The 15,240-nt window shown below is 74.7% G+C and carries 15 protein-coding genes; 12 read left to right on the forward strand and 3 right to left on the reverse strand.

Translation table 11 applies throughout. The annotated features are described in order from the left end of the window. Positions 1-77 precede the first annotated feature (77 nt). Complete coding sequence (locus ACZ4U1_RS23935) at positions 78-1,055, forward strand: DUF3048 domain-containing protein (protein WP_467906208.1); 978 nt, start codon at positions 78-80, stop codon at positions 1,053-1,055. A gap of 20 nt (positions 1,056-1,075) precedes the next feature. Here the strand turns inward: ACZ4U1_RS23935 and ACZ4U1_RS23940 are convergent, their stop codons facing one another. Continuing rightward, entirely contained in the window at positions 1,076-1,540 is a 465-nt protein-coding gene (locus tag ACZ4U1_RS23940; RefSeq protein WP_467905809.1) for a MarR family winged helix-turn-helix transcriptional regulator, read from the reverse strand. Between the two features lie 135 nt (positions 1,541-1,675). Between ACZ4U1_RS23940 and ACZ4U1_RS23945 the strand changes: the two genes are divergently transcribed. Genes ACZ4U1_RS23945 through ACZ4U1_RS23980 form a run of 8 tightly spaced genes read left to right on the forward strand, consistent with a single transcriptional unit; the run spans position 1,676 to position 8,383 of the window. Continuing rightward, on the forward strand, positions 1,676-2,458 hold the full coding sequence (locus ACZ4U1_RS23945; RefSeq protein WP_467905810.1) for a CoA transferase subunit A: 783 nt from the start codon (positions 1,676-1,678) through the stop codon (positions 2,456-2,458). Next, complete coding sequence (locus ACZ4U1_RS23950) at positions 2,458-3,102, forward strand: CoA transferase subunit B (RefSeq protein ID WP_467905811.1); 645 nt, start codon at positions 2,458-2,460, stop codon at positions 3,100-3,102. Before ACZ4U1_RS23945 ends, ACZ4U1_RS23950 begins: the two co-directional genes overlap by 1 nt. Continuing rightward, the gene (locus ACZ4U1_RS23955) at positions 3,099-4,319 is read left to right on the forward strand and encodes a thiolase family protein (RefSeq protein WP_467905812.1); all 1,221 of its coding nucleotides are present in this window, start codon (positions 3,099-3,101) and stop codon (positions 4,317-4,319) included. Before ACZ4U1_RS23950 ends, ACZ4U1_RS23955 begins: the two co-directional genes overlap by 4 nt. A 48-nt stretch (positions 4,320-4,367) precedes the next feature. Continuing rightward, on the forward strand, positions 4,368-5,141 hold the full coding sequence (gene pcaH / locus ACZ4U1_RS23960) for a protocatechuate 3,4-dioxygenase subunit beta (RefSeq protein WP_467905814.1): 774 nt from the start codon (positions 4,368-4,370) through the stop codon (positions 5,139-5,141). A gap of 5 nt (positions 5,142-5,146) precedes the next feature. After that, positions 5,147-5,749 carry a protocatechuate 3,4-dioxygenase subunit alpha gene (pcaG, locus tag ACZ4U1_RS23965; RefSeq protein ID WP_467905815.1) on the forward strand — a complete coding sequence of 201 codons (603 nt, stop codon included), beginning with the start codon at positions 5,147-5,149 and terminating at the stop codon, positions 5,747-5,749. Continuing rightward, on the forward strand, positions 5,746-7,086 hold the full coding sequence (pcaB, locus tag ACZ4U1_RS23970; RefSeq protein ID WP_467905817.1) for a 3-carboxy-cis,cis-muconate cycloisomerase: 1,341 nt from the start codon (positions 5,746-5,748) through the stop codon (positions 7,084-7,086). Before pcaG ends, pcaB begins: the two co-directional genes overlap by 4 nt. After that, positions 7,083-8,210, forward strand: coding sequence for a bifunctional 3-oxoadipate enol-lactonase/4-carboxymuconolactone decarboxylase PcaDC (gene pcaDC, locus ACZ4U1_RS23975; protein ID WP_467905819.1), 1,128 nt, complete (start codon positions 7,083-7,085; stop codon positions 8,208-8,210). Before pcaB ends, pcaDC begins: the two co-directional genes overlap by 4 nt. Next, positions 8,207-8,383, forward strand: coding sequence for a hypothetical protein (locus tag ACZ4U1_RS23980; RefSeq protein ID WP_467905820.1), 177 nt, complete (start codon positions 8,207-8,209; stop codon positions 8,381-8,383). The genes pcaDC and ACZ4U1_RS23980 overlap by 4 nt, the downstream gene beginning before the upstream one ends. Before the next feature lie 17 nt (positions 8,384-8,400). Here ACZ4U1_RS23980 and ACZ4U1_RS23985 read toward each other — a convergent pair whose 3' ends face one another. Beyond that, complete coding sequence (locus ACZ4U1_RS23985; protein WP_467905821.1) at positions 8,401-11,085, reverse strand: ATP-binding protein; 2,685 nt, start codon at positions 11,083-11,085, stop codon at positions 8,401-8,403. Positions 11,086-11,357: 272 nt separating this feature from the next. Between ACZ4U1_RS23985 and ACZ4U1_RS23990 the strand changes: the two genes are divergently transcribed. Continuing rightward, positions 11,358-12,389: a DUF2510 domain-containing protein gene (locus ACZ4U1_RS23990; protein ID WP_467905823.1), complete on the forward strand. Its 1,032-nt coding sequence runs from the start codon at positions 11,358-11,360 to the stop codon at positions 12,387-12,389. A 147-nt stretch (positions 12,390-12,536) separates the two neighbouring features. Here the strand turns inward: ACZ4U1_RS23990 and ACZ4U1_RS23995 are convergent, their stop codons facing one another. Beyond that, on the reverse strand, positions 12,537-13,151 hold the full coding sequence (locus ACZ4U1_RS23995; protein WP_467905824.1) for a TetR/AcrR family transcriptional regulator: 615 nt from the start codon (positions 13,149-13,151) through the stop codon (positions 12,537-12,539). Positions 13,152-13,350: 199 nt separating this feature from the next. Between ACZ4U1_RS23995 and ACZ4U1_RS24000 the strand changes: the two genes are divergently transcribed. Together ACZ4U1_RS24000 and ACZ4U1_RS24005 are read left to right on the forward strand one after the other, a co-directional pair. After that, positions 13,351-14,151 (forward strand): phosphatase PAP2 family protein, encoded by an 801-nt coding sequence (locus tag ACZ4U1_RS24000; RefSeq protein WP_467905825.1) that lies wholly within the window; start codon positions 13,351-13,353, stop codon positions 14,149-14,151. Further along, complete coding sequence (locus ACZ4U1_RS24005; RefSeq protein WP_467905827.1) at positions 14,148-15,101, forward strand: hypothetical protein; 954 nt, start codon at positions 14,148-14,150, stop codon at positions 15,099-15,101. The genes ACZ4U1_RS24000 and ACZ4U1_RS24005 overlap by 4 nt, the downstream gene beginning before the upstream one ends. Positions 15,102-15,240: the final 139 nt, after the last annotated feature.

Raw genomic sequence — 15,240 nt, forward strand, 5'->3', positions numbered from 1 at the left:
TCACCGTCGAACCCATGGCCAGAGGTGCCCCGGTGCGCGCACAATCGGACCACACGGACGGGGTGGCGACGGTGGGCATGGGACACAGGGCGCGTACGCGGCGCGCCGCACCGGTGGCGGCGCTGCTGGCCGTCGCGCTGACGGCCTCGCTCACGGCGGGCTGCACCGGGCACGGCCGGGACGGCGACGACCGGGCCCCGCATCGCACTCCGACGGCGCTGCCGACCCGTTCGGCCGGGACTGGTTCTCCGCTCGCCGTGAAGATCGACAACGTGCCCGCGGCCCGTCCGCAGACCGGGCTGCGCGCGGCGGACGTGGTGTACGTGGAGCAGGTGGAGGGCGGCCTGAGCCGGCTGCTGGCGGTGTACGCGACACGCTTGCCGAAGACCGTCGGACCGGTGCGCAGCGTCCGCGAGTCCGATCTGGAGCTGCTGCGCCAGTTCGCCCTGCCGACCCTCGCCTACTCGGGCGCACAGCGCGCGCTGCTGCCGCTGATCGACCGGGCGCCGCTGCGCGCCCGCTCCCCCGACCAGGCCCCCGGCGCCTACGACCGGGACACCGGCCGGGCCGCCCCGCACAACCTCTATCTGCGTCCCGCCGCGCTGCTCCCCGCCGCCCCGGGCGAGCGGGCGCTGACCACGGGCTTCCATTACGGCCCGGCGCCCTCCGGCGGCACCCCCGTGTCCGCGCGGACGGTGCGCTACCCGGCCGCCCGGTTCACCTTCACCTGGTCCCCCGGGCGCGGCGGCTGGCTGGTCGCCATGGACGGCGCTCCCACGGTGACGACGGACAGCGGCCGGCCGGCACCGGCGACGGTGGTGGTGCAGCACGTGACGGTCCGCACCTCCCGCTACCACGACGTGCTCGGCAACCCCACGCCGTACACCGAGACGGTCGGTTCCGGGCGCGCGGAAGTGCTGCGCGACGGCCGGTCGTTCGACGGCTTCTGGTCGCGGCCGACGGCGACGGACGGTACGGCCTTCACGACGGCGGACGGCGGCCGGCTGGACTTCGCCGCCGGGCAGGTGTGGGTGGTGTTCGTACCGGCGTCCTGAGGGACCGCGTGCGGGCGCGGTCAGCCCTGGGCGGCCAGGGGCTCGGCCGGGTTGCGCAGTTCCTCGGCCGCGTCGGCGACCCGGCGGATCAGGTCGAAGAACACGCTCTGTTCCTGCGCCGACAGCGGGGCGAGGAACACCTGGTTCATCCGGGCGGTGCGCACGGTCAGCTTGCGGTGGGTGCGCAGGCCGTCATCGGTGAGACGGAGCAGGAAGCGCCGGCCGTCCCGCGGGTCGCGCACCTTGTGCAGCAGCCCGCGGCGGTCGAGGCGGCTGATCACCTCGGCGATGGTCGACCGGTCCAGGCCCACCCGCTCGCCCACGGTCCGCTGGTCCAGCCCGGGCTCGGCGACGAGCGCGTTCATGACGGCGAACTGCGGCGAGGTGATCTCCTCGGAGACCATCGTGTTCCACAGCAGGTAGTGCGCCTGCTGGAGCCGCCGGGCCAGGTGCCCGGGATGGGTGGCGAGATCCACCGCGGCCATGTGCGCTCCCCGATCGATGCGTCGATTCGTTGGTGCACTGAACAATACCCGAGTCTTGACGTCGCATCGCGCCGTTGGAATGCTCAGTACCCTGATTATCAGCGCACTGACGAACCGAGAGACGGAGCTTCACGGATGGACAAGGTGGTCGCCACGGCCGTGGAGGCGGTGGCCGATGTGCCCGACGGCGCGTCGCTCGCCGTCGGCGGGTTCGGGCTCAGCGGTGTGCCGAACGTGCTGATCCAGGCCCTGTACGAGCGCGGTGTCGGCGGGCTGGGCGTGGTGTCGAACAACTGCGGGGCGATGGACTCCGGGCTCGCGGTGCTGCTGGCCGCGGGGCGGATCGCCCGGGTGACGGGTTCCTACATCGGCGCCAACAAGGAGTTCGCCCGCCAGTACCTGGCCGGCGAGCTGGAGGTGGAGCTGATCCCGCAGGGCACGCTGGCCGAGCGGCTGCGCGCGGGCGGCGCCGGCATCCCCGCCTTCTACACCCCGGCCGGGGTCGGCACCCAGGTCGCCGAGGGCGGACTGCCCTGGCGCTACGACGGCTCGGGCGGGGTCGCGCTGGCCTCGCCGGCGAAGGAGGTGCGGGAGTTCGACGGCGTGGAGTACGTGCTGGAGCGGGGCATCCGCACCGACTTCGCGCTGGTCCGCGCGGCGAGGGGCGACCGGCACGGCAACCTCGTCTTCGGCAAGTCCGCCCGGAACTTCAACCCGCTGGCCGCGATGGCCGGCCGGATCACGATCGCCGAGGTGGAGGAGCTGGTCGAACCCGGTGTGATCGATCCGGACGCGGTGCACGTGCCGGGTGTCTTCGTGCAGCGGGTCGTGGCGCTCACCCCGGAGCAGGCGGCGGACAAGCGGATCGAGCGGCGCACGGTCTCCGCGGCCTCGGCACGAGGGACGGTGAGCGGCTGATGGCCCGGACACGCGAGGAGATGGCCGCCCGCGCCGCGCTGGAGCTGCGGGACGGGCAGTACGTCAACCTGGGCATCGGTCTGCCGACGCTGATCCCGAACCACCTTCCCGAGGGGGTCGAGGTGGTGCTGGAGTCGGAGAACGGGATCCTCGGCACCGGGCCGTATCCCGCCGAGGACCAGGTGGACCCGGATCTGATCAACGCGGGCAAGGAGACCGTGACGGTGCTGCCGGGGGCGTCCTTCTTCGACTCGGCGCTGTCGTTCGCGATGATCCGGGGCGGGCACATCGACGTGGCCGTGCTCGGCGCGATGCAGGTGTCCGCCGGCGGTGACCTGGCCAACTGGGCGGTGCCGGGGAAGCTGGTCACCGGGATCGGGGGCGCCATGGACCTGGTGCACGGCGCCCGGCAGGTGATCGTGGTGATGACGCACACCGCGAAGGACGGCTCGGCGAAGATCCTCAAGGAGTGCACGCTGCCGCTCACGGGCAGGGCGTGTGTGAACCGAGTCATCACCGACCTCGCCGTGCTGGACGTCACCGAGGAGGGGCTCACCCTGATCGAGACCGCGCCGGGTGTCGGCGTGGACGAGGTTGTCGCCAAGACCGACGCGGAACTGACCGTTGCGGAGAATCTGCTGTGAACCGCGCTTTCAGCTCGAACCCCGTGTACATCGTGGACGCCGTCCGCACCCCGATCGGCCGCTACAACGGCGGCCTGTCCGCCGTCCGCCCCGACGACCTCGCCGCCCACACGCTCCGGGAACTCCTCGCCCGCACCCCGGAGCTGGACCCCTCCCGTATCGAGGACGTCCACTTCGGCAACGCCAACGGCGCCGGCGAGGAGAACCGCAACGTCGCCCGCATGGCCGCCCTGCTCGCCGGCCTGCCGACCTCCGTGCCCGGCGTCACCGTCAACCGGCTGTGCGCCTCCGGCCTGGAGGCGGTGGTCCAGGCGGCCCGCGCCATCGCGGTCGGCGACGCGTCCGTCGCCGTGGCCGGCGGGGTGGAGTCCATGACCCGGGCGCCGTACGTCCTGCCGAAGCCCGACACACCGTTCCCGGCAGCCCACACCGAGCTGTACTCGACCACGCTGGGCTGGCGCATGGTCAACCCGGGGATGGACCCGCAGTGGACCGTCCCGCTGGGCGAGAGCGCCGAGCTGATCGCCGACAAGCACGGGATCACCCGGGAGCAGCAGGACGAGTTCGCCCTCGCCTCCCACCGCAAGGCGTCCGCCGCGCAGGAACAGGGCCTGTTCGACGCCGAGTCGGCGCCCGTGCCGGTCCCGCAACGCGAGGGAGAACCGGTCCTCTTCGGCGCCGACGAGTGCGTACGGCCCGACGCCTCGCCCGCCGCGATGGCGAAGCTCCGGCCCGCGTTCCGCACGGAGGGCGGGACCGTCACCGCAGGCAACGCGTCTCCCCTGAACGACGGCGCGGCGGCCCTGCTCCTCACCGACGAGGAGGGGCTGCGGGCCACCGGCCGCGAGCCGCTCGCCCGGATCAGCGCGACCGGTGTCTCCGCGACCGACCCGCACTGGTTCGGACTGGCCCCCGTCGAGGCCGTCAACCGGGCGCTCGCCAAGGCGGGCAAGTCATTTGACGACCTGTCGGTCCTGGAGCTGAACGAAGCCTTCGCCGCCCAGGTCCTCGGCTGCCTCGCCGAGTGGCCCGCGTTCGACCCGGCCGTCCTCAACCCTCAGGGCGGCGCGATCGCCCTCGGCCACCCCCTCGGCGCCTCCGGTGCCCGCCTCGCCGGGACCGTCGCCCACCAGCTCGCCCGCCGCGGCTCCGGCACCGGCGTGGCCACCCTCTGCATCGGCGTGGGCCAGGGCCTCGCCCTCGTCCTCGAACGCTGAGGAAATCCCCTTCCGTCGCCACGTCGCCAAGGAAGCATCAGACACCCCATGGCTCTCACCCAGCAGGACATCGACCAGGAAATCGCCGCCGAGCGCGCCGCGTACGACAAGCGCGTGGCCGACGGCGGCCCCGTCGAGCACCACCCCCGCCGCGACTACGCGCCCTACCGCTCCTCCGTGCTGCGCCACCCGAAGCAGCCCCTGGTGGCGATCGACACGAGCAAGGACCCGGACATGGTGGAGCTGCACTCCCCCGCCTTCGGGGACCGCGACCTCACCGCGGTCGACAACGACCTCACCCGGCAGCACACCGGGGAGCCGATCGGCGAGCGGATCACCGTCTCCGGGCGGTTGCTGGACCGGCACGGGCGCCCGGTGCGCGGCCAGCTGGTCGAGATCTGGCAGGCGAACTCGGCCGGCCGCTACGCCCACCGGCGCGAGCAGCACGACGCCCCGCTGGACCCGAACTTCACCGGCGTCGGCCGCACCCTCACCGACGCCGAGGGCCGCTACCACTTCACCACCATCCAGCCGGGCCCCTACCCGTGGCGCAACCACGTGAACGCCTGGCGCCCGGCCCACATCCACTTCTCGGTGTTCGGGACGGCGTTCACCCAGCGGCTGGTGACGCAGATGTACTTCCCGAACGACCCGCTCTTCCCGTACGACCCGATCCTGCAGTCGGTGACGGACGACGCGGCCCGGCAGCGGCTGGTCGCCACCTACGACCACGGCCTGTCGGTGCCGGAGTTCTCCCTCGGCTACCACTGGGACATCGTGCTGGACGGCCCGGCCGCCACCTGGACGGAAGAAGGACGCTGACCGCCATGACGATCACCGACACGAGCAGCGCGGACCAGGTGCTGCCCACCCCGTCCCACACGGTCGGCCCGTTCTACGGCTACGCGCTGCCGTTCCGCGGCGGCGAGGACATAGCGCCGCTGGGCCACCCCGACACGATCACCGTGCACGGCCACGTCCTCGACGGCGCGGGCGACCCGCTGCCCGACGCGCTGATCGAGCTGTGGGGGCCGCGCCCCGACGGCACGGTGCCGCGGGTGGACGGCTCCATGCGGCGCGACCCGGCCGGCGGCGGCCATCTGGGCCGCAACGGCGTGGAGTTCACCGGCTGGGGCCGCGTCCAGACCGACGCGAACGGCCACTGGTACGCGCGCACCCTGCGGCCCGGCGCCCGCGGCCGCAGCGCGCCGTACCTCGGTGTCTGTGTCTTCGCGCGCGGCCTGCTCGTCCACCTGTTCACCCGGATCTACCTCCCGGGCGACGAGGCCGCGCTGGCCGCCGACCCTCTGCTCACCCAGGTGGGTGAGCGGCGCGACACGCTGATCGCGGGCGAGGAGTCGGACGGCACCTACCGTTTCGACATCCGCCTTCAGGGTGAAGGCGAGACGGTCTTCCTGGAGTTCCAGTGACCTTTGCGTCTCCCCCCTACGCCGACACCGGCCTGCTCGCCCCCGAGTGGGGGCTCTCGGGCGCCGCCTCCGAGACCAGTGACCACGCGTACCTGCGGGCGCTGCTCGACGCCGAGGCCGCGCTGACGCGGGCGCAGACCGCGCTGGGGCTCGCCCCGGCCGGGGCCGCGGCGGCGGTCACCGAGGCGGCCGACCCGGCCCGGTTCGGCATCCGTTCCCTGGCGGCCCGCACCCCGGCCGGCGGCAACCCGGTCATCCCGCTGGTCGCCGACCTGACGGCGGCGGTCGGCGAGGAGTACGGCCCGTATGTCCACCGGGGTGCCACCAGCCAGGACATCATGGACACGGCGACGATGCTGGTCGCCGTGCGCGCCCTGGGGCCGGCCCTCGCCGATCTCGGCCGGACCGAGCGGGCGCTGGCCGCCCTCGCCGCCGCGCACCGCGATACGGCGATGCCCGGGCGGACGCTCACCCAGCACGCCGTACCGACGACGTTCGGGCTGAAGGCGGCCGGCTGGCGCTCGCTGGTCCTGGACGCCCGCGACCGCGTCACCCGGGTACGGGACGCGCTCCCCGCCCAGCTCGGCGGCGCCGCCGGAACCCTGGCCGCCTTCCACGAGTTCGGCGCCGAGGACCCGGCCCGCCTGACGCAGGCCTACGCCCGTGAACTCGGGCTCGCCGCACCGGCGTTGCCCTGGCACACGCTGCGCACTCCGGTCGCGGACCTGGCGGGCTGCCTGGCGTTCACGGCGGGGGTACTGGGGAAGCTGGCCGTGGACGTCCTGACCCTGTCGCGCACCGAGACCGGCGAGGTGAGCGAGGGCAGCGGCGGCGGCTCGTCGGCCATGCCGCACAAGGCGAACCCGGTGCGCTCCACGCTCCTCGTGGCCGCCGCCCGGCGCGCCCCCCAGCTCGCGGCCACGCTGTACGGCTCCCTCGTCGCCGAGGACGAGCGGCCGGCCGGCGCCTGGCACGCCGAGTGGGAGCCGCTGCGCGACCTGCTCCGGCTGGTCGGCGGCGCGGCCTCGCACGCGGCCGAGCTGGCCGAGGGGCTGCGCGTGCACCCGGCCGCGATGCACCGGAACCTCGGCCTCACCCGGGGTCTGATCGTCTCCGAACGGCTGTCCGCCGCCCTCACGCCCGTCCTCGGCCGCGCCCGCGCCAAGGAGCTGCTCACCGAACTGGCCCGCCGCGCCCCCGAGGAGGAGCGCCCGCTGCGGGACCTCCTCGGCGAACAACCCGAGGTGAAGGACGTCGACCTGGACGACCTCGTCGACCCCGCCCGCTACACCGGTTTCGCCGGAACCCTCACCGACCGTGCCCTGGAGCGACCTTGACCGCGAAACTCCTCAACCACCTGGAAGAAGGCCCGGCTTCCGCTCCCCCGCTGCTGCTCGGTCCCTCGCTCGGCACCTCCCTCGCCCTGTGGGACCGGGTGGCGCCCGAGCTGTCCACGGCCCACCGGGTGATCCGCTGGGACCTGCCCGGGCACGGCGGTTCGGCGGCGGACCTGATCCGGCCGGGCGCGACCGTCGGCGAGCTGGCCGCGCTGGTGCTGGAGCTGGCCGACGCCCTCGGCATCGACCGGTTCGCGTACGCGGGCGTGTCCCTCGGCGGCGCCGTCGGCCTGCACCTGGCCGTCCACCACCCCGGGCGGCTGTCCTCGCTGGCCGTGCTGTGCTCCTCCGCCCACTTCGGCGGCGAGGCGCCCTGGCGGGAGCGGGCGGACCGGGTGCGCCGCGAGGGCCTGGACAGGCTGGCGGACAGCGCCGACGCACGCTGGTTCACGCCCGGGTTCAGCGTGCCCGGGCTGGTCCGCGACCACCGGGAGGCCGACCCGGAGGCGTACGCCGCCTGCTGCGACGCGCTCGCCACGTTCGACCTGCGCGACCGGCTCGGCGACATCACCGTACCGACGCTCCTGGTGGCGGGCCGACAGGACCCCGCGACCCCGCCCGCGCATCTGCGGGAGATCGCCGACGCGGTGCCGGCGGCGACGCTGGTGGAGCTGCCCGGTGCCTCCCATCTGGCACCGGCGCAGTGCCCGCGGGCCGTGCTGACCGCGCTGCGCACCCAGCTCGACGGGCCGGCGGCGAGCGGGATGGCGGTGCGCCGGGAGGTGCTGGGCGATGCCCATGTGGACCGCGCGCAGGCCCGGCAGACCCCGTTCACGGCCCGCTTCCAGGACTTCGTCTCCCGCTATGCCTGGGGCGAGATCTGGACCGATCCGACGCTGTCCCGCCGCGAGCGCAGCATGATCACGCTGACCGCGCTGGTCGCGCACGGGCACCACGACGAACTGGCGATGCACGTCCGCGCCGCCCGCCGAAACGGGCTGACGCCGGAGGAGATCGGCGCGGTGCTGCTGCACACCGCCGTGTACTGCGGGGTGCCGGCCGCCAACGCGGCGTTCGCGACGGCCCAGCGGGTGCTCGCCGAGGAGGAGCCGGGCCGAGGGTGACCCCGCTGGTCGCACCCTCGGCGGCAGCACGCACCGGGCGCCCGGGTGTGCGGGAGACGGGCAGCGGCGGCTGGTACGGCGGGACCCGGTCGGCGCGGGCGCACGAGTCGGCGTACGACTCCCGGGTGCGCGAGCGGCCGGTGGCGGTGACGGAGCAGCTGCTGGGCAGGTGACGCCGGAGGGCACCGGCTCAGTGCAGCCCGCGCCCCGTCTCCAGCACCTCCCGCGCCTGGGCCACGAGCCCCTCCGCGCCGCAGGCCTTGGCGAGGTCCAGGCCGCGGCCCAGTTCCGCGACCGAGCGGGCGGCGATGCCGTACTCCACGCGGGCCGCCGCGTGCTCGTACTGGCAGGGTGAGGCCTCCAGGTAGGTGACGGCGCGGGCGGCGAGCTGGACCGCCTGCCGGCCCGTCTCCAGGGCGGCGGCACAGCGCAGGGCCTCGCCGATGGCGGTGTCCGTGCCGAACCGCTCGGCCTGCCGGCGGGCGTCGGCCGCGAGCTGGGCGGCCCGGGCCGGGTCCTGGCCGGCGAGGGCCTTGGCGAGGTCGATGGACCAGGGTGCGAGGACCGGGTTGTGGCCGCCGCGGGAGGCGGCGGTCTTCTCGGCGGCCTCCAGTTCGTTGATGCCCTCCTCGGTGCGGCCGACGGCGAGCAGCAGCCGGCCGCGCACGGAGCGGATGTCGGGCAGCACGATGGTGGACGGGTACGGCGGTGCGAAACCGTACTGTTCGGCGACCGACCAGGCCTCCTCGAACCGGCCCCGGGCCAGCAGGGTGTCGACCAGTCCGCAGGTCGCCGACCAGTACAGCGGCAGGCGGCGGCCGACGCGCTCGGCGAGGACCAGGGCCTCGCGCAGGGTGGACTCGGCGTCGCGGAGCCGGCCCTGTCGGCGGTAGGCGAGCCCGAGGAAGGCGTTGGCCAGGGAGAGATGGCCGCCGCGCCAGCCGGCCGCGGTGTAGACGCGCCGGGCCTCGGCGAACAGGCTCTCGGCGCGGTCGAGCCGGTCGGCGTAGGCGTACGCGCTGCCGAGCATCATCAGCAGTTCCATGCCCCACTCGGGGTCGGTCCAGCCGAGGCCGGGCGCGAGGCGGCCGTTGACGAGGGCGCGGTCGCACAGTTCGAGGACCTCGTCGGCGCTCTCGCCGTGGGTCATCGCGTCGAAGCCGCGCAGGATCAGCAGGGCGCGTTCGGCGTTGTCGCGGCCGGTGCAGGTGTCCGCCAGTTCGGCGAGGCGGCGGGAGCGGGCCGGGGAGACGGTCTCGCCGTGGATGCCCTCCCACATGAACTGGAAGGCCTGGAGCCGCATCCGGACGGGGCCCGCCTCGTGCCGGGCGGCCTCGGCCTCGACCGTGCGGACGGCCTCCTCCAGCTGGTCGTTGTGGAGCAGGGCCTGGGAGAGGCGGACGACGGCGTTCACCCGGTCGTCCCCGTCGAGGCCGGGCATGGCGAGGGCGCTCTGCAGGTGGTCGGTGGTGACCGCGGGGTTGGTCAGGAGGGTGGCGCAGCCCAGTTCGTACAGGACGCGCGCGTGCACCTCGGGGCGGGGCGGCTCCTCGAGGGCGCGTTCCAGGCAGCGGCGGGCCGCGTCGGGCGCGCCGACGGCGAGGTGCTCGCGGGCGGCCTCGCGCAGCTGCTCGACCAGTTCCTCGTCGTCGTCCGGGTGCACCTTCAGCAGGTGCCGGGCGGCCTCGGCGGCGCCGCGGCCCAGCTCGGTGATGATCTGCGCGGCGACGCCGTGCATGGCGGTGCACACGCCGGGCGGGATGGAGTTGTAGACGGCGGTGGCGATGAGCGGGTGGACGAACTCCAGCTCGCCCGCGGCGCGTTCGGCGCCGGGGGCCGGTTCGGGTTCGGTGAGGATGCGGGCGGTGCACAGCAGGTCGGCGCAGCTGCGGGCGAGTTCGTCGTTCATGGTGGCGAGGCGGGCGACCATGTCGACGGTGATGCCGGTGCCGAGGATGGCGGCGGCCCAGGCGAACCGGGTGGCCTCCAGGCCGAGGCCCTTGAGCCGGTCGACCAGTCCGCCGCCGCGGGCCGCGCGGTTGAGCGCGCGCAGCTCTCCGGCCCGCGCCTCGACCGGCTGGAGTTCGCTGTCCTGCACCTTGGCGAGGAGTTCGACGGTGTCGTAGGGGTTGCCGCCGGTGACGGCCCAGACCTCGCGGCAGAACGGGTCGTCGGCGTGCCGGCCGAGGGTGGCGCGGGTGAGCCCGGCGGTGGCGTCCGGGGTGAGGGCGCTGAGGGTGTGGACGGGGCGGCCCGCGTCGGCGGCGACCGCGTCGAGCAGGCGGGCGCTCTCACCGCTGACCTCGCCGGGACGGCGGGCGACCACGACCAGGACGGAGAGGTCGTCCAGGCGCTCGGCGAACGCGGCGAGCCAGCGCAGGGTCTCCTGGTCGGCCCAGTGCGCGTCGTCCAGGAGGAGCACCAGCGGCCACTGGCGGCGGGAGAGCCGGCGCACCGCGGCGACGAGTCCGTCGCAGACGTACTGCGGGTCGGCCTTGTCCCCTTGCGGGTCCGCTATGCCGAGGGCCGGGCCGGCGATGTCGTACCAGTCGCCGAGGTACTCGCGGGCCTCCTCGGGGAGTAACGACAGCAGCGCCGGCTGGAGCAGCTGCCGTACGACGTGGAACGGGACCGACTTCAGGGTCTCGGCGCCGCGGGCGGACCAGACGGTGCAGCCGCGGCGTTCGGCGATGCGGCGGGTCTCGGCCAGCAGCGCGGTCTTGCCGAGTCCGGCCTCGCCGCGGAGGACCAGCAGGCTCCCCGCGGACGACTGGTCGGCGCACAGCACGTCGAGTGCCTGCGCGATGGTGGCGATCTCGGCGTCCCGCTCCCACAGGGAAGCCGAGCCGGCCGCCGGCGGCCGTCCCTCCGTCATCCCGTTACCTCCCCAGGTCGCCCGAATGACGTACAGGTCCCGAGCGTAGCCGTCCGGTGGGGCCTTCGGTGGCCGGTCGTGGCAGCTGTTGCCCGCCCGGGTGAAACAGGGTGCGGGCAGGCGACGCGCACGCCCGCGCGACCAGCGGACGGAGTGTCAACTGCGGCCGCGACCGGGCGTCCGGGAGAAATTCGGGGCAGGATGTTCCGGTTTGCGCCGTTGGCGCCGGATCCTCTCATCGCTCTTTCACCGATGCCTCATACGGTGGGGGCATGACGCAGGTGACTCCCCCCGGGTGGTACCCCGACCCCGGGCAGACGAACGACGGTCCGCCCACCGAGCGCTGGTGGGACGGCAAGGCCTGGACGGACCAGACCCGCCCCGCCGGCACGGCCGCCGCCTGGGGTCCCCCGGCCGGGCCCGCCCCCTCGGCTCCGGCGGGGTACGGCGCGTACCCGGCGTATCCGGGCCAGCCGGGCCAGCCGGCGTATCCCGCCGCGCCGCCGGCCCCGTCCCGGCGGGGGTTGCGCACGGGCATAGCCGTCGCGGTGACGGCCGCGGTCCTGGCGAGCATCGCGGTGGGCGTGTACGCCCTCACCAAGGACGGCGGCGGCGACGACCGCGCGGGCTCGTCGCAGGGGCCGGGCGGCGGGCAGGACGGCGGCCGGGGCGGGTCGTCCGGCGGACCCGGCGGCGGTTCCGGGGGCCCAGGCGGAAGCGGTGGGTCCGGCGGGGCCTCGCCGTCCCCCGGGCAGTCCGATGCGCCGAAGGTCAAGGGCGGCGGCTCGGTGACGGACGCGGTCAACGGGATCAGCCTGCCGGTGCCGCAGGGGTGGACCGGGCAGGCGATCGACTTCGGCGCGGGGGTGACGTCCGACGACACCTACACGTGCCCGGGCGACCCGGAGCAGACGTGTACCGCGGGTGGCGCCTACACGGCACCGGCGACGGCGCTGGGCACCAAGGGCGACACGGCCGAGGAGGTCGCGAAGGCGGACATCGCGGCCAACGCCAAGCAGTCGTACGGCGGCACCACCTACGGCAGCATCACCTCGCACGAGGTGCTGGCCTCCGAGGCGGTGACGGTGGCCGGACAGAAGGGCTACCTGGTGCGCTGGAAGGCGGTCACCAGCAAGGGCGCCGACGGCTATGTCGAGTCGGTCGCCTTCCCCTCCCCCAACCGGGCCCGGCAGATGGTGGTGGTCCGCTTCGGGATCGACGCCGGGCAGAAGCTGTCGGTCATGGACGAGATCCTGAAGGGGATCGCGGTCTCGTCCGGCGGCGGGAACGGCCAGGACGTCTGAGGTACGTCCGGACACGGATCGGCCGGGTGGGATTCCCCTCCGCTCAAGGGGAACCCCACCCGGCCGGGGGGTGCGCGCCGCCCCCGTCCCCACGGTGCGGCGCGGGCAGGTCACCGTCCAGTCATCCCGTGGACGGCGGCCTGGGTCTCATCTCAGTCCGAGCGCGGGCAGCACGGCGGACTCCACGAACCGGACCAGGTAGTCGGCGTCGGCGTACTGCCCGTTGAGCACCGGCCGCACGCGCAGGACGCCGAACATCATCGCCGGGATGTACTCCAGCGCGGGGTGGCCCTCCCGGACCTCGCCGCGGGCGACCCCGCGGGCGAGCATCTCCTCCAGCGCGGCGATCTCCGGGTGCACCAGCGCCTCGCGCAGCGCCTTGGCCAGCTCCTGGTCGGACGTCACCGCGTGCCCGAGCGCCTGCAGCAGCCGGGTGTCCTTGCCGGACCAGTCGCCCGCGGCCCGCGCGGCCTGGCGCAGGTCCTCGGCGAGCGATCCGGTGTCGATGCCGGCGAACCGCACCCGGCGGCTGGCGCGCAGCGCGGCCGCGACGAACTGCGGCTTGGTCTTCCACTGCCGGTAGAGCGTGGACTTGCTGCACCGGGTGCTGGCGGCGACGCCCTCCATGGTGACGGAGTCGTAGCCGCACTCGCGGATCTGTTCCAGCACGGCGTCGAAGAACTCCCGCTCACGCTCCGGCGTGATCTTGGAGCGGCGCGAGGTGACGACCGTCCCCGGTCCCTCCGCGGCCTGCGACGTCATGCGCTGCCTCCCCTCACTCGTGACTCGTGCTTGTTCCAGTGTGGCTCAGATCAATCGGTACGCCAGTGTACCGGTACTCGACCGTATCGGTACACTGGCGTATCGGTACGGCAACGTATCGATGAGTTCCGGCACCGAGCCGGGGCGCGCACGCACCACCACACGCACCACGCACCACCGTCAGCGAAGGGGCCGGGGGATGAATGCCCGAACCGAGCCTGCGGGGGCGGAAGCGGAATCGGACAGCCCGGTACGCCCGCCCCTGATACGTGAGTTCCTGCTGGTCGCCGGGCTCTTCCTGGTCTACAAACTCGGCCGCCTGCTGGCCACCGGCCACACCGCGGACGCCTTCCGCAACGCCCGTCGGGTCTGGCACCTGGAGCGGGCCGTGGACCTCCCCCACGAGACCGCCGTGCAGTCCGCACTGCTGCACGGCGACACCCTCGTCCACCTGGCGAACACCTACTACGCGACCGTCCACTTCCCGGCCACGCTCGCCTTCCTGGTCTGGCTGTATCTGCGGCGCCCCGCGCACTACGTCTGGGCCCGCCGGGTCCTCGCGGTCGTCACCACGGCCGCCCTGGTACTGCCGTTCACCTTCCCGCTGGCCCCGCCGCGGATGCTCACGGGGACGGGCCTGGTGGACACCGCCCAGGTCTACGGCCCGTCCGTGTACGGCCCGCCGTCCAGCGACCACCTGTCCAACCAGTTCGCGGCGATGCCCTCGCTGCACTTCGGCTGGGCGCTGATGGTGGCGATCGGCCTGATCGCGGCCACCCGGTCCCGGTGGCGCGGGCTGTGGCTGCTGCACCCGCTGATCACCCTGCTGGTGATCGTGGGCACGGCGAACCACTACTGGCTCGACGCGATCGCCGCGACGGCCATGCTCGGCGTCGCCCTGGCGGTCATCCCTCCGCCGCAGGGCACCGCCACCACGGCGGGGCGCGGCACCGGCCGGCCCCTCACCCGCGAGCCCGTCCTGGCGGGAGCGGGCCGGTGAACGCCGCCGCCCTGTCCGCCCTCGGCCTGTCACTGGTGTCGGCCGTCGCCTACGCGCTGGCCGCCGTCGCCCAGGAACGCCTGGCCTCGCGCAGCGCCGGCACCGGTCTGCTGCGGCTGCTGGGCACCGGCGCCTGGTGGTCGGCGGTCGGGCTGAACGCCGCCGCCGCGCTGCTGCACGTCGTCGCCCTGAAGTACGGCCCGCTGACCGTCGTACAGCCGCTGGGCGCGCTCACCCTGGTCGCGGCCGTGCCGCTGGGCGCGCGGGCGGCCGGGCGGCGGGTCAGCGCGGTGGAGTGGCGGGGTACGGCACTGACCCTGCTCGGACTCGCCGCACTGCTGGTCAGCGCCTCCGGTCCGGCGCCCGCGCGGGTGCTGTCGCTGACCGAGGCCCTGGTGGTCGCGGGGACGACCGCCGCCGCGATCGGTCTGCTGTCCTGGCCCGGCGCCCGGCCGGGCCTGAGGCACGCGACCGCGTCCGGCTTCGCCTCCGGTGTGGCCTCCGCGCTCACCCAGACGGTGACCGTGGCGGCCACGGACCGCTCGGGCCCGGTGCTGAGCGCCGAGGTGATCGTGGTCGCCGTGCTCGTCGCCGCGTTCGCGGTCGGCGGGCTGTTGCTCTCCCAGACGGCCTACCGCGGCGGCCTCGGCGCGCCGCTCGCCGTGGTCACGCTCGCCAACCCGGTGGCCGCCGCGGTGATCGGCCTGACCCTGCTGGGGCAGGGCCTGCAGGGCGGCGCGGGCGGGGTGCTGCTGGCCCTGGCCGGCGCGGGGCTGGCCTCCTGGGGCGTGGTGCTGCTCACCCGGGCGGCACCCGAGCCCGGCGGCCAGGACGCGCACGACGCGCACCCGGTGGCGGCCGTGCTGGCGCTGGAGCCGGGTACGGCGACCACGGAACCGGTGCTGCTGCCGCGGCAGCCGGACCAGCCCGGGCACCTCACGGCACTGTGACCGCACACGGCGGCGGGGGGGGGGGGGGGGGGGGGGGGGGGGGGGGGGGGGGGGGGGTGCCGTGGGGGGGGGGGGGAGGGGCCGCCCGCAGGGGGTCGGTGTGGGCGGGGGGTGTAGTGGAAGCGGCGGTGCGACCGAA

The organism is Streptomyces sp. NPDC028928 (assembly GCF_055564915.1).